The sequence below is a fragment of the Arthrobacter sp. ATA002 genome (assembly GCF_026898095.1).
GTDB lineage: Bacteria > Actinomycetota > Actinomycetes > Actinomycetales > Micrococcaceae > Arthrobacter_B.
The window spans coordinates 2,615,451-2,638,760 of sequence record NZ_CP114015.1; the positions used below are offsets into that span (position 1 = coordinate 2,615,451).

Consider the following 23,310-nt stretch of genomic DNA (forward strand, 5'->3'; position numbering starts at 1 on the left):
GCCACTGCCGGTGAAGTCGTTCCGGGAGGAACCATTTCCGGGGTGCGGGGTATTCGGGCCCAAGGGGCGCGCGTACGGTAATTGATAAGCGAGCCTGGGCGGTACGCCGGGCGAGCGGTCCCGATACGATCGCAACTGCGTCTGAAGGTGAAGGTATGAACCTCACTCCCAAAGAAATGGACAAACTTTACGTCTACCAAGTGGCCGACTTGGCCCGCAAACGGCGCGACCGGGGCACCAAGCTTAATGTCAGTGAGGCCACCGCCCTGATCTGCGAGGCGATTCTGGAAGGTGCCCGCGACGGACGCACCGTCGCGGAGGTCATGGAGCTCGGCAAGACGATCGTCTCTGAAAGCCAGTGCATGGACGGCGTGCGTGAGCGCCTGCCGCTGCTGCAGGTCGAAGCGACGTTCGTCGACGGCAGCAAGCTCGTGTCCTGCCACGATCCCATCGGGGTTTAGGTTGGCCCAGCCCCCAGAGCCGCGTGTGACGGTGGTGCTGGTCGGAGGGCACGAGAGCAACAACGGCGCGGATCTCTCCTTCGCGGCGGAGGCCCTTCCCGATGCTCTCGTCACACCGGCAGGCAGGCCGCTGCACAATATGCTCACGCAGCTGCTCGGGCAGAGCCGACATGATCCCGGCACCAATCCCGCACCCGTCGTCGTACTTCCCATGACTTTCGGCCGCAACCCGACCCTTGTTGCCGATACGGCGAAGACGCTTCGCTGGCTGGGTGCGCAGACAACTCCCTCTGTGTCCTCCGCTCTGCCTTCCCCCGTGCCGCTGGCCCTGGCCGACCCTTTCGGCACAACCGACCACCTCACGGCATGGCTTCGGGCCGCGGCCACCGAGGTGCGCCGACGCGCACCACAAGCCGCCGTGCTGATCATTGCGGAGGCTGCCAACCCCTTCGACGACGCCGACCTCTACCGCATCGCGCATCTGGTGCGCACCCACGGAGCCGGCAACCCGGTGGAGACAGCCGCTGTCGACGACGTTGGCGCCCTCCTCTCGTCCGTGCAGCGGCTGCGGCTGCTCGGCAGCACCGAGACAGTCGTCGTCCCCGCCGGGTTCCGGCGGATGCCGACGGTGCACGGCGAGCCGGTTCCGTTTGGCGGCGACGGTTTCGCCAACACCGGGTTTTACGGGGCATTGCTCAGCGAACAGGCGGTGCTGCGCGTCATCCGCGAGCGTGTTCGCGATGCCCTGCATGCCCTCGACCACGGCCGCACCGGCATTGAGGCAGGCCTGCAGGCCGACCACGGACACGGCTATGCCCACTCGCACGCCTTTGAGGAGGCAAACGGCCACTCCCACCCGCACGGCAGCGCGGCGGGCGGCGGCCACACGCATCACCACCCTGCACCAATTGGTTTGAGCTGATCGGAAAATGACCCACCGTCACACCGCGTGCAGCGAAGCTGCGCCGCAAGGGAAGGAACAACCATGCTGGGCAGCCCCACTTATGGCCACAAAGAAGAAGACATCGAGATCAACGCCGGCAGGCCGAGCGTCACGCTGCTGGTCAGCAACACCGGAGACCGGGCCGTGCAGATCGGCTCCCATTTCCATTTCTTCGAAACCAACAAGGCGCTTTTGTTTGAACGCGAGCTCGCCTACGGCATGCACCTGGACGTGCCGGCGGGCACCGGTATCCGCATCGAGGCAGGAGACACCCGGGAGGTGACCCTCACGGCGTACGCGGGCAACCGGCGGGTGATCGGCTTCAATAACCTTGTCGACGGCGGGCTTGACTCTGCGGCAACGAAGATCCGGGCCATGGACCGGATGAAGGAACTCAAGTTCCAGAACGGCAAACCGAGCAGCACACCCAGTTCAAACAACGCGGGCCTTGCCGCTGAAACGGGCCGCCCGGAAGAAGGGAAGAAGTGATGGCTAAGATCTCGCGTAAGCAGTACACCGACCTGTTTGGTCCAACCACCGGCGACCGGGTCCGCCTGGCCGATACCAACCTGGTGATCGAGATTGAGAAGGACTACAACGAGGGCCACTACGGTGACGAGGTGGTCTACGGCGGCGGTAAGACCGCCCGCGACGGCATGGCGGCCGACCCCCAGGCGACGTCCGCGGAAGGCGTGCTCGACCTGGTGATCACGAACGCCATCATCCTGGATCCCGTGCTGGGAGTGGTCAAGGGCGATATCGGTGTGCGCGACGGGAAAATCGCAGGTGTTGGCAAGTCCGGCAACCCGCACACCCAGGACGGCGTGGATCCGCGCCTCGTGGTGGGGCCGGGCACCGAGTTGCTGGCCGGCGAGCATTTTATCGCCACCGCCGGCGGTATCGATTCGCACGTGCACTACATCTCGCCGGAACAGGCGCTGGCCACCCTCTCCAACGGCATCACGACCATCTTCGGCGGCGGCACCGGGCCAACCGACGGCACCAACGGTGTGACCACCACCCCCGGCGTCTGGAATCTCGCCCGAATGCTGCAGTCCGCCGAGGGAATGCCGGTAAACATGGGATTCCTCGCCAAGGGCAACGGATCACTGCCGGAAGCCCTGATGGAACAGATTGAGGGCGGTGCAGCCGGGCTCAAGGTACATGAGGATTACGGCACAACCCCGGCAGCCCTCAGCAATGCACTCGCCATGGCCGATCACTACGACGTGCAGGTCTCGGTGCACACCGACAGCCTCAACGAGTCCGGCTATGTCGAGAACACCCTGGACGCCATTGACGGGCGCACCATCCACACCTTCCACACTGAAGGTGCCGGCGGAGGACACGCCCCGGACATCATCAAGGTGGCCGGGCACCCCAACGTGCTCCCGTCGTCGACGAACCCGACGCTCCCCTACACCGTCAACTCGGTCGATGAGCTGCTCGACATGGTGATGGTCTGCCACCACCTCTCCCACGACATTCCTGAGGACGTCGCTTTCGCCGACTCCCGGGTGCGGGCCGAGACAATCTCCGCCGAGACCGTGTTCCACGACGAAGGCATCATCTCGATGGTTTCTTCGGATTCCCAGGCAATGGGGCGCATCGGCGAGTCGTTCATGCGCACCTTCCAGATCGCGCACCACTGCAAGGACCAGCGCGGCAAGCTGCCCGAGGACAGCCCGGACAACGACAACTTCCGCGTGCTGCGCTTTCTCGCCAAGATCACGATCAACCCGGCGATCACCCAGGGCGTGTCCGACTACATCGGCTCCCTGGAAGAGGGCAAGATGGCCGACATCGTGCTCTGGCCGGTCCAATCCTTCGGAGCCAAACCACGGCTCATCGTCAAAGGCGGGCTGATCAACTGGGCGCTCATGGGCGATCCGAACGCCTCGCTGCCGACCCTCAGCCGGTGTACTACCGGCCCATGTTCGGTGCGCAGGGCAGGGCGCTGCAGAGTACACGGGCGACCTTCATGTCCCGGGCGGCCATCGACAAGGGCGTGCCGGAAAAGCTCGGGCTGGAGAGCCAGGTGCTGCCGGTGCACCGCTGCCGCGGCATCGGCAAGCAGCACATGGTGCGCAACAGCGCTACGCCGAACATCGAGGTGGACCCGGAGACCTACAACGTGACGTACAACGGCACGCTGGCCACCATTCCGCCGGCACAGTCGCTGCCCCTGACCCAGCTGTTCTTCCTCGCCTAGGGGCGCCGGATGTCAGATGTACGGCAGTTGCTGGCAAGCCTCCAGTTCGCGGACTCGGCGTTTCCCAGCGGCTTCTACACCATGTCCCACGGACTGGAGGGGTACAGCCAGGACCGGCTGGTATCCCGCGGCGGAGTGCAGCAGCTGCTGGCCGGGCTGCTGCTGCACTCCGTCGGGCCTTCGGACGCAACGGCTCTCGCGGCAGCGCACCGCGCGGCAGGCGACAGCGACATTGAGCTTGTGCAGGAGATCGACCAGCGGTTGTTCGCCTCGAAGCTGAACGCCGAAATGCGCACGGCCTCCGTGCGGAGCGGGCACCAGCTGATCGATCTGGGCGCGGAACTGATTCAGCAGGCGCTGCTCGCCGAGTACGGCGAGCGGGTGCGGCTGCGCCGCACTCCCGGCTGCCAGCCGGTCGCGGCGGCGGTGGTGTACGCGGCTAACGGGGTTTGCACCCGGGACGCCGTGGCCTCGGATCTGTTCGCCTTTTCGGCGAGCTTTGTCGGGGCGGCGCTGCGGCTGCGGCTGACCGACCACCGGCATGCCCAGGCCGTCCTGCTGGAAACGGCCGGCGCCATAGAACAGGCCACCGAGGATGCGCTTGCCCGGAACCTCGCCGACCTTGGCGGCTGCGCACCCATGGCCGACATCATGTCAGCCCGGCACGAAAAGGCCGAGGCACGGCTGTTCGCGAGCTAAAGCCGGCCGGGACGGGACAACAAACGATGCAGCACCAACAGGTGCGCAGACACTGAACCAGCAGAGACCACGGAATGAGGAACTGATGAGCGAGAACGTGTTGAGGATCGGCATCGGCGGGCCCGTTGGCAGCGGTAAGACGGCACTGACGGAAGCGCTGGTACCGCGGCTGATTGCGGCCGGCCGCACCCCCGGCGTGATCACCAACGACATCTATACGCAGGAGGATGCCCATCATGTGCGCAGGGAGCTGGACGGCATCCTCGACCCCGAGCGCGTGGTCGGCGTGGAGACGGGGTCCTGCCCGCATACCGCCGTGCGCGACGACCCCACCATGAACCTGGCCGTCGGCGCGGAGCTGCTGGAGCGGTTTCCGGAGATCGACACGCTCATCTACGAATCGGGCGGCGACAACCTGACGCTCACCTTCTCGCCGGCACTGGCCGATGTCTTCGTGTTCGTGCTCGATACCGCCGAGGAGAGAAGATGCCGCGCAAGAGGGCCCGGGCATCACCGACAGCGACATTCTGGTGATCAACAAGATCGACATCGCGCAGTACGTGCGCACCAACCTCGACGTGATGGAAGCGGATGCGCACCGGGTGCGCGAGGACCGCCCCGTGGTGCTCACGAACTCGCTCACCGGAGTCGGGGTCGACGAACTCCACCGGCAGATTATGACGCAGTGGAACGGCGCCAGGACCGAGCTCATCGGATGACGGTCAAGGCAACGGAACCGCGCATCGCATCTGCCGCCGCCGCGACCCTCCCGGCCGGGGAAGGCGTCCCCTCCGGTGTGGGCCCGCTCCCCGCCCGGCGACGGGGGCCCGCCCGGCGTTCCGGCGCCAAGTGCAGGCGGTTACCGGCTTCAACCGGCGTTCTATGAGCCGGCCCGGGTGCCTGCCGAAGTGCTCCGCCACGCCGGGGTGCCAACCCTGCCGGTGGGCAGTCCCGGCAAGGTGGGAGTTCTGCAGCTCGGGTTTGCCCGCAACCGCGGCCGCACCGAGCTGGTGCAGCACTACCAGAAGTCGCCGCTGCAGATCATGCATCCGCTCTACTACAACCCGCTGCGCCCCGACATGGCCTACACCTACCTCATGTCGGCCGGCGGAGGCATCCTGCACGGGGACCGGCTGCGCACCGATCTTAGCTTCGGCGCCGGCACTTCGGCGTATGTGACCACCCAGACCCAGACGCGGATCTACCGCATGGAGCACGACTACGCCTCGGCGGTCATGAACATCGCGGTCGGGGAGGACGCCTACGCGGAGTACCTGCCTGAGCCCGTTGTGCCTTTCGCCGATTCCCGTTTTTACCAGCAGACGTCGGTGGTGATCGACGAGTCGGCCACCCTGCTGCTCGGTGAAACCCTGTATGCCGGCAGGCTCGCCCGCGGTGAGCGGCACGCCTACGATGTGTTCGCCTCGGACCTCGAGGTCCGGCGGCCCGGCGGCCGGCTGATCGCCCTCGACCGCCTGCGGCTCAGCCCCGGAGCGGGAGAGCCGGACGGCGTCACCGGACTCGGCGTGCTCGCCGGCTACGACGTGCTGGCAATGCTCTATGTCTTCACTCCGCTTGCTCCGCCTGCCCTGCTCGCAGACACCCTGCACCAGGCCGTCAGCGGCAGCGGGGGCGATGTGATTTTCGGAGTGAGCACACTACCCGGTGATGCAGGCGTTTGGATGCGCCTGGTGGGCAACGACACCGTGGCGGTGGCGGCCGCCAACACAGCCGCTGCTGCCGCCGTGCACGAGTTGCTGACGGGGCAGCGGGCACCCTGATTCGGAAGAGCTAGGGGGGGTCCGACGATGCGCAGACAGGTGGACGTGCAAGAGGCCGCAACGGGACCGGGGCGCTCCTACCGGGCGCAGGTGGTGGTCGCCTTTATTCCTGTCGTGCTGCTGCACGTTGTAGGTTTCGGGCTGTTCTTCTTCCTGGTCGAGCCACTGCATCTGCAGCTCGGTTCCTCCGTCTTCGGGGTCGGCATTGCCGTGGTGGCCTATGTCCTCGGTGTGAGGCATGCCTTCGACGCCGACCACATCGCCGCAATTGACAACACCACCCGCAAGCTCGTCGACCTGCGCAAGCCGGCCGCCGGCGTCGGCCTGTTCTTCTCCCTCGGGCACTCCACCATCGTCTTCCTGATGGCGGCACTGTTGGCGATGGGCGTCAGCTGGGCGGTGGGGCTCAGCGATGACGGAAACGACGTGCGCAACGGCCTGGGCGTGTTCGGCACGGTGGTTTCCGGAGTCTTCCTGCTGCTGATTGGACTCATCAACGCCGTTGCGTTCATGGGAATCCTCAAGGTCTGGCGGGCATCGCGCAACGGCGAGCTTGATGAACTGGAGCTGGAGCGGCACCTGCAGGGCCGCGGGTTCATCAGCCGCCTCATCCGGCCGATGCTGAAGTCGATTGACCGGCCGGGAAAGATGTACGCCGTCGGCTTTCTGTTCGGGCTCGGCTTCGACACAGCCAGCGAGATCGCCCTGCTGGTGTTGGCCGGAACCGGGGCGGCGACCGGTCTGCCGTGGTACGCCATCCTGTGCCTGCCCCTGATCTTTGCTGCCGGCATGAGCCTGATCGACACCCTCGATTCCGCCGTCATGGTGAAAGCCTACGGATGGGCGAGCGTCAACGCGGTGCGCAAGCTGTACTACAACCTCACCATCACCGGGCTCTCGGTGATGATTGCCGTGATGATCGGCGGCATTGAGCTGGTCGGGCTGCTGAACGAGAAGCTCGGGCTGAGCGACCCGCTCACCGGGTGGGTTGCCGGCATCGACCTCGAGAATGTGGGCTATCTGGTCGTGGCCACGCTGATACTGGTCTGGCTTACCTCCACCGCCTACTGGCGGTTCGGCCATGTGGAGGAGCGGTGGGCACTGGCGGGCGGCGGAGCCGGTGGCGGGGGCGGCGCGGCCGCAGCGGCAGGCCCGGATTCAGGCCCAATGCCGGCGCCGGAAACCCGAGCGGGAGCTCCGCGGAACGACGCCCCTGGAAAGGACATGACATGAGCAGCGCAGCGGCGGCAGCCCCGAGCCCGTCCATCTCAGGCACGGGGTGGCTGAAGGGTTGGTGTGAGGGGCTCTCGCAAATCTTCTTCCAGAGCAACATTTATACGGCACTGCTGATTCTGGCCGCATTCACCGTCGCTGACTGGCGCATGGCACTGCTCGTGTTGATCGGCTGTGCGGGCAACACCGTGGGCGGGCGCCTGCTCAAGGCCGACTCCACCTCGGTGACAACAGGAATGCAGGGATTCTGCGGGGCCCTCGTCGGTGCCGGGACCTTCTCGGCCATCGGCGGTCAGTGGGCGGCCTATCCGATCGCGTTTGTCGGCGGTTTACTCTGCGCTCCCGTAACCTGGCTGGTGGTTGCCCTGTTTACGAAGACACCGCTGAAAATCTATGCACTGCCGTCGACGACGGCACCGTTCTGCATCGTGGCAACCGGGATCCTGCTCAGCACGGAGGCGCTGCAGGTGAGCGCGGCACCGTCGGCCATCGACTCAGCGCCGCTCGCTTTCGCACGGTCCCTGCTGACGAACGTGTCCGAGGTGGTGCTCATCAACAACGAGTGGTCCGGGGCCCTCATTCTGCTCGGATTATTCGTAGCCAGCTGGAAGGTCGGGCTGGCCGGCCTGCTCGGAAGCGTGGTGGGCAGCCTGTGCGCACTCGCGATGGGAGAGAACCTCACCGAAACCGCCAACGGTCTGGCCGGCTACTCCGGCGTCCTCACCGCCATTGCGCTCTCCGTGGTCTTTCTGCGCAGCAGCCCGGTGTCATGGGTGCTTGCCGTGATCGGAACCGTGGTGACCGCTGTGGTCACGGTGGTGATGCACCGCCTGGACGCTCCCACTTACACCTGGCCGTACATCCTCACCACCTGGGTGTTCCTGGTGATCGCCCACTACATCCATGCGGCCAAGCGGCCGTAACCAACCTTTGCGGTCACGGCCACCGCGTACACCGTGAGATGGGCCTTGCTGCGTCTGCAATTCAGGACATTCAGTGAGGCATGGAGGCCCTAGAGCTCCGCACCCACCCAGAGGCCAATCACGGCGGCGGCAACGGAGAGCACGAGCATGACAATTCCGCTGATGAACGACGCGCCGTAGCGGCCTTTTGATCAGCTGCACCGTCTCGTAGCTTGCCGTGCTGAAGGTCGTATACCCGCCGAGGAACCCGGTACCGATCACGATGCTGACGTCAGTCGTCACAAAGCGCTCAATGGTGAGGCCGGTAAGAAAACCGAGCACGAGGGAACCGGAGACATTGATGACCGTCGTAGCCCACGCAAAGGAGGACTTTTGGTGGGCACGGATGAGTCCGTCCACCATGAACCGCACCGTGGCACCGGCCCCGCCGGCCAGGGCGAGCAGCAGAAATATCCCGGGGGTCATGTTGCGTCCTCCTGCTTATCCTTGCGCGGGTGTCCCGAGGCGCGGTCATTGACGGCGGTAGCAATGGCGATGCCGGCCCAGGTGGCGCAGGCGCCGACGATCACCGTTGCCAGAGCGTAGAAAATGGCGGACCCCGGCAGTCCGTCGCGGAAGAGCACTGCGGTGTCGGTGGCCAGCGAGCTGTAGGTGGTGAAGCCGCCGCAGAAGCCGGTGCCGAACAGAAGCTTCAGGTTGGCGCCGGTCGGGCGCGCACTGTCCAGGCGGGTGACTGCCTCGTAGAGGTAGCCGAGCAGGAAGGCACCAATCACGTTGATGACCGGGATCGCCATCGGCACCGAGCCGAGGTTGGGGATGACGAGCGATAGACCCTCACGGCTGGCCGCACCGGCTCCGCCGCCGACAAAGACGAGCGCTATCGCCGCCCCGCGCAGGTATGACGGGCGCACACTGGAACTCATGGCTGACTCCGTCTCTGCTGTGCGTCGGATGGCGTGGAAACCCGGGCGGCCTGCGGAACCACTTTCGCCGGCGGGCCGTGCGAAACACGGACGATAACCTGGTGCGTCTGGGGAGAATGGAAGTCGATACCCATCTTTTCGACGCTACGCCAGCGTCCCTCTGCCTACAACGCTCCCAGACCCCAGCAGCGCTGAAGGGCCGAAGACGGCATGTCCACGGGCCCAGCCGTGCCTGTTCCCTCCGGATCCGGGGGAACAGGGAGCAGGACGGCCGGGCCCGTGAAACTAGTGCCTGCCCGGAACCGCGGCGGAAACCGAGACAGGTCCGGGAACGGTTCCCCCCTGTACTGCCGCCGGCCCGGACTCCGTCTGCGGGCGCGGGGGAAGCGGAGCCGGCTGGAGTGAGCGGTACCCGGACAGCGCAGGAGGCTCGTCCGTGGGCAGTTCGGTGAGCATTTCGCGCAGGATGCCCACGCCGTGCTCCAGCTGCGGGTCTTCTCCGGCCGCGTATGCGTGCGGCGGGAACGCCACCTCGATGTCCGGCTCGACGCCGCGGTTCTCCACGTCCCAGCCCACACCGCCGGTAAACCAGTACGCGAACCGCGGCTGGTTGAACCACGGTGCCGTCCACCAGGCGAAAGCGTCCGTCAATGCCCACGACGCCGCCCCAGGTGCGTGTTCCGACGACGGGCCCGATGCTGCGCAGCTTGGCCGTCTGGGTGATGATGTCGCCGTCGGACCCCGCGAATTCGTCCGTCAGGATGACCACCGGGCCGCGCGGAGCATGGGCCGGATAGGGTGTGGGCTTGCCTCCGCGCGGGTTCTCCCAGGCCGTTACCTTGCGGCCGATCAGCTCGGCCACCAGCTGTGAGGTGTGCCCGCCGCGGTTCCGGCGGACATCCACCACCAGGGCCTGCAGCGATGCTTCCTGGTCCAGGTCACGGTGCAGCTGTGACCAGCCGTTGGCCACCATGTCGGGAATATGCAGGTAGCCGAACGTGCCGCCGGAGGCTTCGCGCACGATGCGCCGGTTGGCGGAAACCCAGTTCTGGTAACGGAGCCGTTCCTCGCTGCGCAGCGGCACGACGGCGATGCGCCGCTGCACGGGAGCGCCGCCGCCGTCCGTGGAGACAATGGTCAGCTCCACCGCACGCCCGGCCGCTCCCGTGAGCAGCGCGGCCGGTCCCTCGCGGGGCGGAACGGGCTGCCCGTCGACGGCGGCAATGATGTCACCGGCATGAACGTCTGCACCGGGAGCGCTCAGCGGCGACGTGGCCTGCGGATCCGAGGATTCAGCTCCGAGGATCCGCACCACTTCCCAGCCGCCCGGTCCGGGGCGCAGATCGGCGCCCAGGAACCCCTGGCCTCCCGAGCCCGGTTCGGTGACGGGAGCCGGGGTGACGTAGGCATGCGAGGTGCCAAGCTCTCCGTGCATTTCCCACAGCAGGTCCACCAGGTCGTCGTGGCTGCCGAGGTTCTGCACCAGCGGACGGTAGCGGGCGCGGACGCCCTCCCAGTCCAATCCGCCCATATCCGGAGCCCAGAAGAAGTCCCGCTGCAGCCGCCAGGCCTCGTCGAAGGCCTGACCCCAGACCTTGACCGGATCGATCCGCACCCGGATACGGTCCAGGTCCACCCGGACACTCTCGGCGGAATCCTCCTCCACCTTGGCAGCTGCCGGAACCACGCGGACCGAGCCGTCGTGGCGCAGCACCACCTTGGTACCGTCACCGCTGACTTCGAAGCTGTCCAGCGCCGGCACCAGGACGGAGACTTCCTTCTTTCCGAGGTCAAAACGTTCCAGCCGGGAGGCCGGTTCACGGTCGGCCGCGGACGCGCGCCCGTCACCCGTCACCCCGTAAATATCCGTGGCCTGCCAGAGCAGGGCGTCCTGGGCGGCCCGAAGCTTCTCATAACGCCCCTGCGGAACGGGAACGGCAATAATGCGGTCCCCGATGCGCTCAGGGTCCACCCGAACGGCGGGCACCTTGTCCGCCGCGGTTTTGTCCCCTGCGGACAACCCGCTCTTCCCCGCATCCGCGGCATCCGGCACGGCGCTGCGGGAGACTGCCGGCCCAAACGGCGACGGCGTTTCCGCCGCCAGGGCCACCAGGAACGGCTTGGTCGAGGACGGGAAGCTCAGGTCAAACCGGTGCGTGTCGTAAACCGGATCAAAGCTGCGTTCGGAGAGGAAGGCCAGGTAGCGGCCGTCGGCAGTGAACGAGGGGTCATGGTCGGCGAACCGGCCGTCGGTTACGTCAAGAACCGACGCCGACGCATCCAGGACGGAACGAAGCCGGATGCGCGTCCGGCCTTCGGCGCTGGCCGGTTCCGCCCAGGCCAGCCACTGCGAGTCCGGGGAGAATGCCAGCTGATCCACTGCTCCAAACCCCGTGGACGCAACTGGGAACAGCTGGGCCGCCGCGACGTTGAGGACAAAGACTTCGCCGTATTCGGTGGCCACGCCCACACGCTGGCCGTCGGGGCTGGGGACCAGCTGGCTGACGCGGGTGGGACGCTCAAAGCCGACGCGGACGGTGGTTCCGGCGGTCCCGGCCGCACGCTCGGATACCGCTTCGCCGCTCTTCCCGGGCCCGCCGGCAAGCTCGTCCTCCTGTCCCGCTGTCTCTTCCTGTCCCGCTGTCCGGGACTCCGCCGCTTGGGGGCGCCCGGCGGCGCTGCCCGAACCGCGGACCCGGAGGCTGACACGGGGCTGGGCAGGACCAGTCCGTCGTCGTCTGCGGCCCCGCCCGCCGGCTGTGCGGCGGGAACATCATGGACCGGGCGGGAATCCGGCGCTGATCCAACGGCAACGTCGGCAAATACGTCCTTGATATAGATTGCTTCTTCACCGTGGTGGTCGGCCACGAAGACCACCCGCGACGAGCCCAGGGGCCGGCCGAGACGGGCGCGTATGGCCGAGTCCGCCTCGATCACCCGGGACGGGCCGTCGCGGTGCGCCAACCAGTGCAGGGTGCCGTGGGTTTCCACCACGCTGGCGTCCCCTCCGGCGTCGGGAGCTGCATCAGCCAGATGCCGGGCGGCATCCAGCGGGCGCGGGCGGCGGGCGGTCCCGGCGGAGCCGAGAACGATGTCCAGCGGCTGCGCTTCGGCGTCCAGTGACGGCAGGAGCCAGAGGCGTCCCGCTGATTCAAAAACGATGCGGCTGCCGTCCGACGAGGCGTGCCGGACGTAGAAGCCGTCAAAGTCGGTATGCCGGCGGAGGTCGGTTCCCTGGGGGGTCACCGAGTACAGGTTGCCGTAGCCCTCGTGGTCGGAAAGGAAGACCACCCGTCCGTCAATCCACATCGGGTCGGAGAGGTTCCCGTCCAGCCCCGGAACGAGGCGTTCAAACTCGCCGTTGCCGTCGGCATCAATCCAGAGCTTGCCGGCAGTGCCGCCCCGGTAGCGCTTCCACCACGCCTGTTCACGGGTCAGCATGCTTCCGATGACCATGGGGCGCTCGTCCCCCACGGCGGGGCCCTCCGCAATCGTTTCCACCGGCCCGTAAGGGAGCTTGACCGGCGCCGAACCGTCCAGGGGGACGGTGAATGCCCACCGCAGCCGGCTGTCCTCCTGCTCCACGGAACTGGTGGCAATGACCTCTCCGGCAGCGTTGAACCCCTTCATGCGGGTGCTTTGGCTTCCCCAGAAGGTGAGCTGCCGGAAATTTCCACCGCCGACGTCGGCCGTGACGATCTCCGGAGCACCGCCCTGAACTACCTGCCAGGCCAGGCCGGCGCCGTCAGGAGAGAATTTCGGGCTGCGGGCCGGCAATCCCATGGCGGAGACGCGCCAGGCGCGTCCGCCGGCGACGGGGGCCATCCAGACGTCGTCTTCAGCCACGAAGGCCAGAAGGTCGCCGTGCAGATCGGGGTAACGGAGGTAAGCAGTTGGACTCATGCAACGATCCTATCTTCCGGGGCCTTTCGGCTCAGCCGGGACCTGCCGCCTCATCAGGGGCTTTCCGGCTGATCAGGGGCCGGCTGGCTGCGAAGCCGTGGCGGAGACCGCCGGGCCGGCGTCCGCCTGCCCCGGACCTGCGGCCACGGTTCCGGTCCGGGTGCCTGCTGCGAAGCCGGTGCCGTGCAGGCCCGCAGCACCATCACTGCCGTTAGGCGGGTGGTGCCAGGACGTCCTCGATCCGCCATCCTGCGGTGGTCTCCAGCATGACCAGGACAACCTCCTGGCGGGACCCTGATGCCACATTCCGGATCATGCCCCTGCTGCCTCCCTCTCCGTGTAGCCGGAGGTCGAGACTGTTGCCCGCACGCTGATCCTCCCCTCTTCCCGCGGAAGCGCCGGACCCGCGGAGACGATCTCCACAGCGAGGCCGGAAAGCACCGTCCCGGCGGCTTCCAGCTTCGCTATCTCCGTCCGGTCGGCTTCCATGGCCGGCGAGCGCGGCGTGTTAACGTCCTCCAGCAGATCCGCATTGGCTGTGCCGAACGCCCGTGTCCGCAACTCCGCAAGTGCACGTGCAGCCTCCACCGGGTCATCGCCGCGCGCGAGTTGCCGGAGCTCGTCCTCCGGCGTCAGCGCCAGGGAAAACGGTCCGGCGGTTTCCGGCGGCGGGCCGGCCCGGGATGCCGCATCCGGGTCCGGACCCCGCCCGCCGCTGCCGGGTGCTGCGGGCAGGGTTTCCGTTTCCGCGCCCGGATCTGTTGCTGTTCCGCTCCCTCCCCCTGCAGCAGTTCGGGTGCCGCTACCGCAACAGCGCCCAGCCCCATGCTGCCCGCTACCAGGACAGCCGCGGCGGCCAGCAACAGTTTGGCGGACGTCCCCCTGCGCTCCCCGCCCCGCCGCCTTCTGCCGCCCGTCCTGCCCGACCTGCGGCCGGCACGACGGGTTAGTGCCCCGGCCGCTGTGCGGGAGGGCTCAGCGGACGCCAGCTCAAGGGGCTGCGCAACGGCCGCGGCAAAAACCAGCCGGGCAAACTCTGCCGCATCCGGACGGAGCGCGACTTCCTCCTGCAGGCCGGCGTCGATGGCCTCGGCAAGCGCCGGCGGAATCTCCGGCGTCAGTGCCGCCAGCGGAAGCCGGCGCTCGGCCGGTGGCAGTGCGCGTCCGGTAAGCACGAGCCACCCCACCGATGCCAGGGCGAAAACATCTGCTTCCGGTGCCGGCCGGGTTCCGGCGCCGGCCCCGAACAGTTGCGCCGTTCCGAGATCGGCCAGCAGCGGCTTGCCGTTTGCAGTGAAGAGGATGTTGCCCGGCGAAACGTCTCCATGGGAAACGCCCAGGGCGTGCAGATATGCAAGCGCCGATGCGATGCCGACCAGAACCGTGACGGCCTCCCCGGGCTGCAGGGTGCCCCGGACGCGGCAGATCTCTGCCAGAGATCCCCCGGGCGCCCACTCCATCAGCAGCCCCGGGCCCTGATCCGTCTCCAGCACGGTATGCAGCGGAAGCAGGTTTTCATGCCCGAACCGTGACAGGATATTCAGCTCGCGCCGGGTTTCAAACGTCGTGCCCGGCCCGCCGGCGGCCACTGCCGATATTTTCAGCGCAAAGCGGGTGCCGTCACTCTCCCTGACGGCGAGCCACACCAGCGCCGTGCGGCCCGCACCCAGCAACTGCCCGGCACGATAGCCGTTTTCCACGGCCGGCGGGGAAGCTGTTCCGGCCGGTTCGTTGAACTCCATGCCCTCTGTTCTAGTCCTGATCCGGCCTGGATGCAGAAGTTATCCACAGACTGCGCCGGGGCTCCGGCACGGCGTTGCAGGATGTGACCAACGCCATACTCGGAACTTCCGCTGCGGCGGTCTAGGCTGTCACCATGGCTTTGGAGTTCCTGCGCATCGGTCTTGCCCCGGAGTATGTGGATTACCTGGATGGATGGGACCGGCAGCGTTCCTCCACGCGCAGGTGCTGGACGGCTCGGCGCCGGACACTGTCCTGCTCCTGGAGCACTCAGCCGTGTACACGGCGGGGAAACGCACCGAGGACCATGAACGCCCCTTCGACGGCACACCGGTGATTCCCGTGGACCGCGGCGGAAAACTCACGTGGCACGGCCCGGGCCAGCTGGTCGGTTATCCCATCCTCCGGCTGCCGGACCCCACGAAGGTCAGCGAATACGTGGAGACACTTGAGGACGCCCTGATCAGCGTCCTTGGCCATTACGGCATCGACGGTGAACGGGTGGCTGGACGCTCCGGCGTCTGGGTCCGGGGCGGGGGCCCCGACCGCAAGATTGCCGCCATCGGCATCCGCGTCCACCACGGCGTCACCATGCACGGATTTGCACTGAACTGCAGCAATGACCTGGCGCCGTACGGGCAGATCATTGCCTGCGGAATCACGGACGCCGGCACCACCACCATCTCGGCCGAGAGCGGCCGCACGGTCACACCGAACGATCTGGTGGCCCGGGTGGAAGAGGAACTCTTCCGCCGCCGGGAGCACCTTGTCCGCGAACAGCCTGTTCGGGCAACGGACACCCCCATTCCGGATCCGGGTACACCAGCCGGCCGGTCGAAAGGAGCCCTCCTATGACTCTTGCACCCGAAGGCCGCCGCCTGCTGCGCATCGAGCAGCGCAACGTGGCCGTCCCCGTGGAACGCAAGCCGGACTGGATCAAGGCGAAGGTGAACATTGGCCCCGAGTACGTCCACCTCAAGGACCAGGTACAGAAGGAAGGCCTCCACACGGTATGCGAGGAAGCCGGCTGCCCCAATATCTTTGAATGCTGGGAAGACAAGGAAGCCACCTTCCTGATCGGCGGCTCCGAATGCACCCGCCGCTGCGACTTCTGCCAGATCGACACCGGGAAGCCCTCAGCCGTCGACCTGTTTGAGCCGACCAAAGTCGCGCGCTCGGTGCAAAAAATGAACCTGCGCTACGCCACCGTCACCGGCGTGGCCCGGGATGATCTTGAGGACGAAGGGGTCTGGCTCTATGCCGAGACGATCCGCAAGATCCACGAGCTGAACCCGGGCACCGGCGTCGAAATCCTCATCCCGGACTTTTCCGGCAAGCCCGAACACATAGAGGCGATCTGCGATGCCCGCCCGGAAGTCTTTGCGCACAACGTGGAAACCGTGCCCCGCCTGTTCAAGCGCATCCGCCCCGCCTTCCGCTACGAAAGGTCACTGGACGTCATCACGCAGGGACAGAAACTGGGGATGGTCACCAAGTCCAACCTGATCCTCGGGATGGGTGAAACCCGCGATGAAATCTCCGGCGCGCTGCGGGACCTGCACGGCGCCGGCTGTGACCTGATCACGATCACCCAGTACCTGCGCCCCAGCGAACGGCACCTGCCGGTGGACCGCTGGGTCAAGCCGCAGGAATTCGTGGAGCTCAGCGAAGAAGCCACCGAACTGGGGTTCCTGGGCGTAATGAGCGGTCCGCTGGTGCGCTCTTCATACCGGGCCGGCCGGTTGTGGGCGGGCGCCATGCGCAAAAAGGGCCTGGAGCTTCCCCCGCAGCTGGCGCACATCGAAGATTCGGGGACCACGCTGCAGGAAGCATCCTCCGTCCTCGCCCGCCGTTAGCCTGCTCCTGGCCGCCGGACCGTCCCTTCGGGCGGACCGGCGTACGCCCGCCGCGAACCTGGTGCGTCCGATCCCCCGGATGCAGGGTTCGCCCGTGCCGGGGGCGCAGACCGGGTGCTCCCATCACGTAGAATTGAACCACTATGGCCAACAGCACAGATTCCGACGAACCAAAGAGCGCCCGCCGCGGCCTCTTCTCCCGCAAGCCCAAAGCGGAGAAGAAGAAGAAAAAAGGCCCCGGCCGCATGAAGCAGATCGCCGACGTCTTCAAGATGACCCGGCGCAACGACCCCAACCTGGTGTGGGTGATGGCAGGTGCGTTCCTGGGCATCATCGCCGTCGGGCTGATCATCGGCCTGCTGATTGACAACTGGATCACGATGCTCATTATCGCGGTCCCGCTGGCTCTGCTGGCCGCCGTTTTTATCCTCTCCCGCCGTGCCGAACGCGCCGCCTTCACCCAGATCGAAGGCCAGACGGGCGCTTCCGGCGCCGCACTGAGCATCCTGCGCCGCGGCTGGATCCTCGAGGAGCAGCCGGTTGCCATTAATCCGCGCAGCCAGGAGGCCGTCTTCCGTGCCATCGGCCGTCCGGGCATCGTCCTGGTAACCGAAGGTTCCCGGGACGGGCCAAGGCCCTGGCCGACGGCGAACGCCGCCGGATGAGCCGCATCGCCCCCAATGTTCCGGTGCACGTCATCCAGACCGGCCGCGGCGAGAACCTGACACCGCTGTCCCAGGTGGCCAAGAAAGCCAAGAAGCTTCCGAAGGCCCTGACCAAGCAGGAAGTCCAGGCCGTCAACAAACGCCTGGCCGCTCTGGGCACGCGCCTGCCGGTCCCCAAGGGGATCGACCCGTTCAAGGCACGCCCCGACCGCAAAGCTTCCCGCGGACGCTAATCCGCACTGCCGGAACACAGCGCCGGAATACAGTGCCGGCCGCAGCATGACGAAAGGCCCCTTCGAAGCATGTCAGCTTCGAAAGGGGGCCTTTGGGCGCTTGGATACAGGAATAACGCTGGAGGGGAACCCGTAGCGGCCCCTCCGCTCCCGCGCAGGCGGGCCGGTGACGGGGCAGGGTTCGCGGCCCGGCACCGGCCGCCGCGCCGGAGCCCGACATCCAGCGGCCTGAACCGCCGGCGTCGTCCTTAGCGCTTGTGCCGGACCTTGACGAGGACTGTGCCCATGGCGCGGTCGTGCAGGCCGCGCTGGTCGGCGTCGAAGACGACGGCGGGAATTACCACGCAGAGCAGCACGCTGCGCACCAGGGCGGGTAGGAATCCGGCCGCCCGGCCGTCCATGCGCTGCACTTGGAGGCTGAACACGCGGTGGCCGATGCTGTACCCGAGCAGGCCGACCAGCAGGATCTGTTCAATCGCAAAGACCGCCAGGGTGGCGGTGGCTGATCCGCCGAAGAAGCCATAGGAGATCACCGAAGCCACAGTCCAGTCAATGATGATGGCGCCAAGGCGCGGACCCACCCGTCCAATGCTTCCGGGGCCGGACTTTGGCCGGCCAAGGCGCTTCCCGGGCCAGGTGTTTTCGTCGGAGGGAGGGCCTTCCAGCCACGAACCTAAGCTTCTTCTATCTACCACCGTTTAAGACTACCCGCCGTCCGCGACGCCGCGCTCCGCCCCCTAAATGCTCCCCGCGAAGCCGTTCACGTTAGGGTAGAGGTGAGACTTCGGTTGCGTAACTTGCCTGAAACACGGCCGACACGGTCGAGAAATTTGCTCCCCTTACAGTTCTAAGGAGTTGACAGGGAAGCCATTTCCGTCCATAGGCAGGTCTGGCCGGGCAGCCTGGAGTCATCCACCCAATTGTGTAAAAGGAGCAAAGTACCGATGTTCAAAACTGCGGACGAAGTCCTCAAGTTCATCGCTGACGAAGATGTTAAGTTCGTCGACATCCGATTCACCGACCTCCCCGGAGTGCAGCAGCACTTCAACGTACCGGCGAAGTCCGTAGATGCCGATTTCTTCATCAACGGCCAGCTCTTCGACGGCTCTTCCATCCGCGGGTTCCAGGGCATCGCTGAATCCGACATGCAGCTGATTCCGGACGTGACCACCGCGTTCCTGGATCCGTTCCGCATCGAGAAGACCCTGGCGCTGAACTTCTCCATCGTCAATCCCCGCACGGGCGAGCCGTACCACCGCGATCCGCGCGGCGTGGCTGAGCGTGCCGAGGCCTACCTGGCTTCCACCGGTATTGCCGACACCGCGTTCTTTGCCCCCGAGGCGGAGTTCTTCGTGTTCGACAACGTCCAGTACGAGTCCTCCCCGCAGGGCAGCTTCTACAAGGTGGACTCGATTGAGGCACCGTGGAACAGCGGCCGGGAGGAAGCCGGCGGAAACCTCGGCAACAAGACGCCGTTCAAGGGCGGCTACTTCCCCGTGGCTCCCGTGGACAAGCAGGCTGACCTGCGCGACGCCATCTGCGTGGAGCTGGACAACGCCGGCCTTGAGGTTGAGCGCGCCCACCACGAAGTGGGCGGTGCCGGCCAGGCCGAGATCAACTACAAGTTCACCACCATGACGCACGCTGCCGATGACCTGCTGAAGTTTAAGTACATCGTCAAGAACGTCTCCGATGCCTGGGGCAAGTCGGCGACCTTCATGCCGAAGCCGGTATTCGGCGACAACGGCTCGGGCATGCACTGCCACCAGTCGCTGTGGAACGGCTCCACGCCCCTGTTCTATGACGAGAAGGGCTACGCCGGCCTGTCCGACGTTGCACGCTGGTACATCGGCGGTCTGCTCAAGCACGCTTCGGCCGTCATGGCCTTCACCAACCCGACGGTCAACTCCTACCGCCGCCTGGTCAAGGGCTTCGAGGCTCCGGTCAACATGGTCTACTCGCAGGGCAACCGCTCCGCCGGTATCCGCATCCCGATCACCGGCTCCAACCCGAAGGCCAAGCGCATCGAGTTCCGTGCCCCGGATGCGTCCTCGAACCCGTACCTGGCGTTCGCGGCCCAGCTGATGGCAGGCCTTGACGGCATCAAGAACCGCATTGAGCCCGCCGATCCGATCGACAAGGACCTCTACGAGCTTCCCCCGAAGAGGCCCGCGGCATCCAGCTGGCCCCGGGTTCCCTGGAAGAGGCGCTGGACGCCCTGGAGAACGACAACGAGTTCCTCCAGGCCGGCGGCGTCTTCACCCAGGACCTGATCGACACCTGGATTGAGTACAAGCGCGAAAACGAGATCAAGCCGCTGATGCTGCGCCCGAACCCGTACGAGTTCGAGCTCTACTACGGCTGCTAGGCCTTGGCCGAAGCCGGCGGCTCCGCCCGCTGAAAAGGCCCGCGCAGTTCGCCGCATCCCGGCGAACTGCGCGGGCCTTTTGCTTGTCCTGCTGTCCCTAGTGGAAGAGCTGCGTATGTTCCCGAATCAGCCGGGCATGGGCGGGAGCTACCTGCGGACCTACCGGCCCCAGGAGCATGACCAAAGGTTCAAACCAGTTGAGCACGCACAGTGAATTGAGCCGGCCGAACGCGATCAGGTCTTCGGAGGACAGCGGGTCACCGTTGATCAGGCGCACGACTGCTTCTCCGGAGACGGAGCCCTGGATCGTCAGGGCCAAATCCCTTGAGCTGTTGCGGAGTCCCATTCCCGCAGGGGTTCACCGGGCCGGTGGTTCGATGTTGCCCCAAAAGCTTCGCCCGGGCATCCCAATTGACGGTGGCAAGCAGCTCATCCAGCCGGCTGAATCGCCGTCCATGCCCGTGTCCGCGCCGGTGTCCGGATCGGCCGCGGCGGCATCACGGTCCGCGGGAGAGGTGAAGACGGAAAGCCTGTCGAGCCGGCTGCGTTCCCCTTCAAGGCCGGTGAAACGGAAAACCTCAAGGCGAGGGGGCCGGTGCGCGCCACGAAATCACGGATTCGCAGGTCGCTCCCCCGGGGGCCGATCCATTGCCTGAGCAGGTTGGGGTCGACGTGGGCGCGGAAGACCCGTTCGGCAGGGCGTCAAACGCCCGGCCGACGGCGAGGGTTAGGTCTCCGCCGGTGGTTTGGTCTCCGCCGGTCGTCTGATCTCCCGGGGCTGCGGGCACTGTGTGATGGTTGTTCACGGTGCCGTCTGTCCTGTCCATGGATCCTACTTTCCGGTCCGGCGGGCCGCTGCAGCGCAGGGGCCGCGCCGGCGGTGCACTAGTAGTAGGAGGGCGTCAGAACCGCGACGGCGATGAGAACCGACAGGAGCAGGAAAATAATGCCGAGGATCAGCCCGATGATGCCCAGCACTTTATAGACGGGTGCACGCTTTCCCTGCCTGGCCAGCCCGACGGCGGAAAAGATACCGGCGCCCAGCGCAACGGCCGTCCCGACGAGCGGGATCCAAAACAGGAAGAGGGACACCAGCCCAAGAATGAAGCCGGTCAGGGCCATGGCGTTGGTGCCGGCGGGGCCCTGGAGGTACCCCGGATAGGCTTGGTGGCCGGGGTAGCCCGGGTAACCGGGGTAGCCCCCATAAGCCGGAGCCGGGCCTCCGTACCCCTGCTGGTAGCCGGGATAACCCGCATGCCCGTCCGGACCGGCGGTGCCCGGAGACTGCGGCACGGGGTTGTCGGACGAAGCGGGGCGGGCCTGTTCCCGGCCGCCGGGGGCTTGCTGAGCGGGGGTTTGGTAAGCGGCGGTTTGCTGAACGGGGCTCTGGTGAACGGGTGTGAATGGACTGTCCAGGTTCTGGCCGACCGACGCAGCCCGGTCATGGGGTGCTCCGTCCGCCGATACCTCCCCCGCTGAGTTGGCGGCTTCGGATCCGCCGGAGGCGGGAGATTCGGCCCCTGCCAGCGGAAGGGTATAGGTGCTCCAGTACTGCCCGTCCCACCATTTCTGCTGGTCCGGGTTCTCTGGATCCTGATACCAGCCTGGCCGTGGCGATGTCATATGTTCTTCTCCTGAGGCGGGTGGCGGACCGGGGGGTGAACGGTTCGTCTTCCATACGGTAGCCGATTCACCGGTCAACGCGGCGCAGGCCGGGACCGCTGCTCAGATCACGGCCGCAGCGCGGCCGGCACTGCGCTAGGGCACGGTCTGGGTGCTCACCGACGAGTCGGCGCGCGAATTGTTCAACATGCTGATCTCGGCGGCCGATACGCCGCCGGCGACAAGGGCGCAGCCCGCAATGATCGCGGTCATCTGTGCGGTGGTCGAACGCCGGGTCCGTTGTCGGGTCTTTGCGGCATGCTTCAGCATAAATACCTCCAATGGTTGCTGTGGGATTTCCGGTGCGGCGGACCGCCGTCGGGTACCGGAGGGAGCGAAAACCGGGGCAGCCCATGGCCGCGTGTGCTCCGGGCGGGCACGGCCTGCAGCTCTATTTCGCTGCTGCGCCAACAAATCACCGCCACCATCAAGTCTAGGAGCCGCACTGTCACGCTTCAACGTGGGTCTGGTCACCGGAAGCACCGCCGAACCGCAGCGCCCGCAGACCGACCGCCCGGCACGGGTCAACTGCTGCGGACGACGACGGCGGCCGTACCCCTGAGGGTACGGCCGCCGTCGTCCGTGCAATGCACCGGTGCCGGTGCGGGATGGGTGGGGCGCTAGAGCACCTTTGCCAGGAAGTCCTGCAGGCGGGGCTGCTGTGGCCGGGTGAACAGCGCCTCCGGCGCGCCCTCCTCCACGATGTTCCCGTCTGCCATGAAGATCACGCGGTCGGCCACTTCGCGGGCAAAACCCATTTCGTGCGTGACCACCACCATGGTCATGCCGGCCTTGGCCAGGTCGCGGATGACCTGGAGAACCTCACCGACCATTTCAGGGTCAAGGGCCGAGGTGGCCTCGTCAAAGAGCATAATGTCCGGTGCCATGGCCAGTGCCCGCGCGATGGCCACACGCTGCTTCTGGCCGCCCGAAAGCTGAGCCGGGCGTGCATCCGCTTTGTCCGCCAGTCCCACCTGGTCCAGGAGGCGCAGGGCGTTGGCCCGCACCTCTGCCTTGGAACCCTTCTTGAGTTCCAGCGGCGCCAGCATCACGTTCTGCAGCACGCTCATGTGCGGGAACAGGTTGAAGTGCTGGAACACCATGCCGATGTTCTGGCGCACCTTGTTCAGGTCCACCTTGGAGTCGGTGAGGCTGAAGCCGTTGACCTCCACCTCACCGACGGTGATGTCTTCGAGCTTGTTCAGGCAGCGCAGGAAGGTGGACTTGCCCGAACCTGACGGACCAATAACGCAGACCACCTCGCCCTCGCCGATGGACACGTCCAGGCCCTTCAGGACCTCGTTGGAGCCGTAGGACTTGCGCAGTCCGCGGGTTTCGATCTTGTTCACTTGTTGAACCTCTTATCCAGCACATCGGCCAGTTTGGTCAGCAGGGTGATGACGATGAAGTACAGGGCGCCCACGATCAGCAGCACCTCGGCGGTGCGGAAGTTCACGGCGTAGATCTGCTGGGCCTGGTAGGTGAGTTCGGCGAAGCCGATCACCGCCAGCAGCGACGTGTCCTTCAGCGTGATAACGAACTGGTTAATGAAGGAAGGCGTCATGATCTTCACGGCCTGCGGAATGATGACCTTCTGCATCGTTTTGCCGTAGCCCAGGCCCAGGCTGCGGGCAGCCTCCATTTGCCCCGGATCCACGGACTGGATGCCTCCGCGCACGATCTCCGTCATGTAGGCACCGGCGTTCAG

Annotated in this window: 20 protein-coding genes and 6 pseudogenes; 14 read left to right on the forward strand and 12 right to left on the reverse strand. The window is 66.3% G+C overall.

Annotation, left to right across the window (positions count from 1 at the left end; translation table 11 throughout):
* The first annotated feature begins 155 nt into the window (after nucleotides 1–155).
* The 10 genes and pseudogenes from OL239_RS13030 (at nucleotide 156) to OL239_RS13075 (ending at nucleotide 8,252) form a co-directional block, all read left to right on the forward strand.
* Nucleotides 156–461: an urease subunit gamma gene (locus OL239_RS13030; RefSeq protein ID WP_268909309.1), complete on the forward strand. Its 306-nt coding sequence runs from the start codon at nucleotides 156–158 to the stop codon at nucleotides 459–461.
* A gap of 25 nt (nucleotides 462–486) precedes the next feature.
* Nucleotides 487–1,383: a hypothetical protein gene (locus OL239_RS13035; protein ID WP_268909310.1), complete on the forward strand. Its 897-nt coding sequence runs from the start codon at nucleotides 487–489 to the stop codon at nucleotides 1,381–1,383.
* Between the two features lie 63 nt (nucleotides 1,384–1,446).
* Nucleotides 1,447–1,893: an urease subunit beta gene (locus tag OL239_RS13040; RefSeq protein ID WP_268909311.1), complete on the forward strand. Its 447-nt coding sequence runs from the start codon at nucleotides 1,447–1,449 to the stop codon at nucleotides 1,891–1,893.
* Nucleotides 1,893–3,616, forward strand: a pseudogene (gene ureC, locus OL239_RS13045) (urease subunit alpha). The gene OL239_RS13040 and the pseudogene ureC overlap by 1 nt, the downstream one beginning before the upstream one ends.
* Before the next feature lie 9 nt (nucleotides 3,617–3,625).
* Nucleotides 3,626–4,315 (forward strand): urease accessory protein UreF, encoded by a 690-nt coding sequence (locus OL239_RS13050; protein WP_268909312.1) that lies wholly within the window; start codon nucleotides 3,626–3,628, stop codon nucleotides 4,313–4,315.
* An 85-nt stretch (nucleotides 4,316–4,400) separates the two neighbouring features.
* Nucleotides 4,401–4,730: pseudogene (locus OL239_RS20240) on the forward strand (GTP-binding protein); the annotation flags it as partial.
* A gap of 31 nt (nucleotides 4,731–4,761) precedes the next feature.
* On the forward strand, nucleotides 4,762–5,034 hold the full coding sequence (locus OL239_RS13060; RefSeq protein ID WP_268909313.1) for a GTP-binding protein: 273 nt from the start codon (nucleotides 4,762–4,764) through the stop codon (nucleotides 5,032–5,034).
* 75 nt (nucleotides 5,035–5,109) lie between these two features.
* Complete coding sequence (locus OL239_RS13065; protein ID WP_268909314.1) at nucleotides 5,110–6,096, forward strand: urease accessory protein UreD; 987 nt, start codon at nucleotides 5,110–5,112, stop codon at nucleotides 6,094–6,096.
* Nucleotides 6,097–6,135: 39 nt separating this feature from the next.
* Complete coding sequence (locus OL239_RS13070) at nucleotides 6,136–7,329, forward strand: HoxN/HupN/NixA family nickel/cobalt transporter (RefSeq protein ID WP_268909315.1); 1,194 nt, start codon at nucleotides 6,136–6,138, stop codon at nucleotides 7,327–7,329.
* Complete coding sequence (locus tag OL239_RS13075; protein WP_268909316.1) at nucleotides 7,326–8,252, forward strand: urea transporter; 927 nt, start codon at nucleotides 7,326–7,328, stop codon at nucleotides 8,250–8,252. Before OL239_RS13070 ends, OL239_RS13075 begins: the two co-directional genes overlap by 4 nt.
* Before the next feature lie 243 nt (nucleotides 8,253–8,495).
* Here OL239_RS13075 and OL239_RS19585 read toward each other — a convergent pair.
* The 6 genes and pseudogenes from OL239_RS19585 to OL239_RS13100 all read right to left on the reverse strand — a co-directional run.
* Nucleotides 8,496–8,717: pseudogene (locus OL239_RS19585) on the reverse strand (CrcB family protein); the annotation flags it as partial.
* Nucleotides 8,714–9,175 carry a fluoride efflux transporter FluC gene (locus tag OL239_RS13085; RefSeq protein WP_268909317.1) on the reverse strand — a complete coding sequence of 154 codons (462 nt, stop codon included), beginning with the start codon at nucleotides 9,173–9,175 and terminating at the stop codon, nucleotides 8,714–8,716. The pseudogene OL239_RS19585 and the gene OL239_RS13085, both read right to left, overlap by 4 nt.
* Nucleotides 9,087–11,285, reverse strand: coding sequence for a PDZ domain-containing protein (locus OL239_RS19590; RefSeq protein ID WP_442864306.1), 2,199 nt, complete (start codon nucleotides 11,283–11,285; stop codon nucleotides 9,087–9,089). The genes OL239_RS13085 and OL239_RS19590 overlap by 89 nt, the downstream gene beginning before the upstream one ends.
* Nucleotides 11,286–11,428: 143 nt before the next feature.
* On the reverse strand, nucleotides 11,429–13,078 hold the full coding sequence (locus OL239_RS19595; protein WP_329609219.1) for a hypothetical protein: 1,650 nt from the start codon (nucleotides 13,076–13,078) through the stop codon (nucleotides 11,429–11,431).
* 312 nt (nucleotides 13,079–13,390) lie between these two features.
* Nucleotides 13,391–13,666 (reverse strand): hypothetical protein, encoded by a 276-nt coding sequence (locus tag OL239_RS13095; RefSeq protein ID WP_268909318.1) that lies wholly within the window; start codon nucleotides 13,664–13,666, stop codon nucleotides 13,391–13,393.
* Between the two features lie 44 nt (nucleotides 13,667–13,710).
* On the reverse strand, nucleotides 13,711–14,820 hold the full coding sequence (locus OL239_RS13100) for a serine/threonine-protein kinase (RefSeq protein WP_268909319.1): 1,110 nt from the start codon (nucleotides 14,818–14,820) through the stop codon (nucleotides 13,711–13,713).
* Between the two features lie 134 nt (nucleotides 14,821–14,954).
* On the opposite strand from OL239_RS13100, the pseudogene lipB reads away from it, so the two are divergent.
* From lipB to OL239_RS13115, 3 genes and pseudogenes are all read left to right on the forward strand, one after another.
* Nucleotides 14,955–15,673, forward strand: a pseudogene (gene lipB / locus OL239_RS13105) (lipoyl(octanoyl) transferase LipB).
* Nucleotides 15,670–16,674, forward strand: a complete 1,005-nt coding sequence (gene lipA / locus OL239_RS13110; protein WP_268909320.1) for a lipoyl synthase — start codon at nucleotides 15,670–15,672, stop codon at nucleotides 16,672–16,674. The pseudogene lipB and the gene lipA overlap by 4 nt, the downstream one beginning before the upstream one ends.
* A 143-nt stretch (nucleotides 16,675–16,817) precedes the next feature.
* A pseudogene (locus OL239_RS13115) lies at nucleotides 16,818–17,572 on the forward strand (DUF4191 domain-containing protein).
* A 248-nt stretch (nucleotides 17,573–17,820) separates the two neighbouring features.
* On the opposite strand, the gene OL239_RS13120 reads toward OL239_RS13115, so the two are convergent.
* Complete coding sequence (locus OL239_RS13120) at nucleotides 17,821–18,267, reverse strand: RDD family protein (RefSeq protein ID WP_268909321.1); 447 nt, start codon at nucleotides 18,265–18,267, stop codon at nucleotides 17,821–17,823.
* Nucleotides 18,268–18,516: 249 nt separating this feature from the next.
* On the opposite strand from OL239_RS13120, the pseudogene glnA reads away from it, so the two are divergent.
* A pseudogene (gene glnA, locus OL239_RS13125) lies at nucleotides 18,517–19,940 on the forward strand (type I glutamate--ammonia ligase).
* A gap of 97 nt (nucleotides 19,941–20,037) precedes the next feature.
* Here glnA and OL239_RS13130 read toward each other — a convergent pair.
* The 5 genes from OL239_RS13130 to OL239_RS19600 form a co-directional block, all read right to left on the reverse strand.
* Nucleotides 20,038–20,286 carry a hypothetical protein gene (locus OL239_RS13130; protein WP_268909322.1) on the reverse strand — a complete coding sequence of 83 codons (249 nt, stop codon included), beginning with the start codon at nucleotides 20,284–20,286 and terminating at the stop codon, nucleotides 20,038–20,040.
* Nucleotides 20,287–20,825: 539 nt separating this feature from the next.
* A complete protein-coding gene (locus OL239_RS13135; protein ID WP_268909323.1) occupies nucleotides 20,826–21,563 on the reverse strand; it encodes a DUF2510 domain-containing protein in 738 nt (245 codons plus the stop codon).
* Between the two features lie 135 nt (nucleotides 21,564–21,698).
* Entirely contained in the window at nucleotides 21,699–21,872 is a 174-nt protein-coding gene (locus OL239_RS13140; protein WP_268909324.1) for a hypothetical protein, read from the reverse strand.
* Between the two features lie 350 nt (nucleotides 21,873–22,222).
* Nucleotides 22,223–22,951, reverse strand: coding sequence for an amino acid ABC transporter ATP-binding protein (locus OL239_RS13145; protein ID WP_268909325.1), 729 nt, complete (start codon nucleotides 22,949–22,951; stop codon nucleotides 22,223–22,225).
* Nucleotides 22,948–23,292: an amino acid ABC transporter permease gene (locus tag OL239_RS19600; protein ID WP_329609220.1), complete on the reverse strand. Its 345-nt coding sequence runs from the start codon at nucleotides 23,290–23,292 to the stop codon at nucleotides 22,948–22,950. Before OL239_RS19600 ends, OL239_RS13145 begins: the two co-directional genes overlap by 4 nt.
* Between the last annotated feature and the right edge of the window lie 18 nt (nucleotides 23,293–23,310).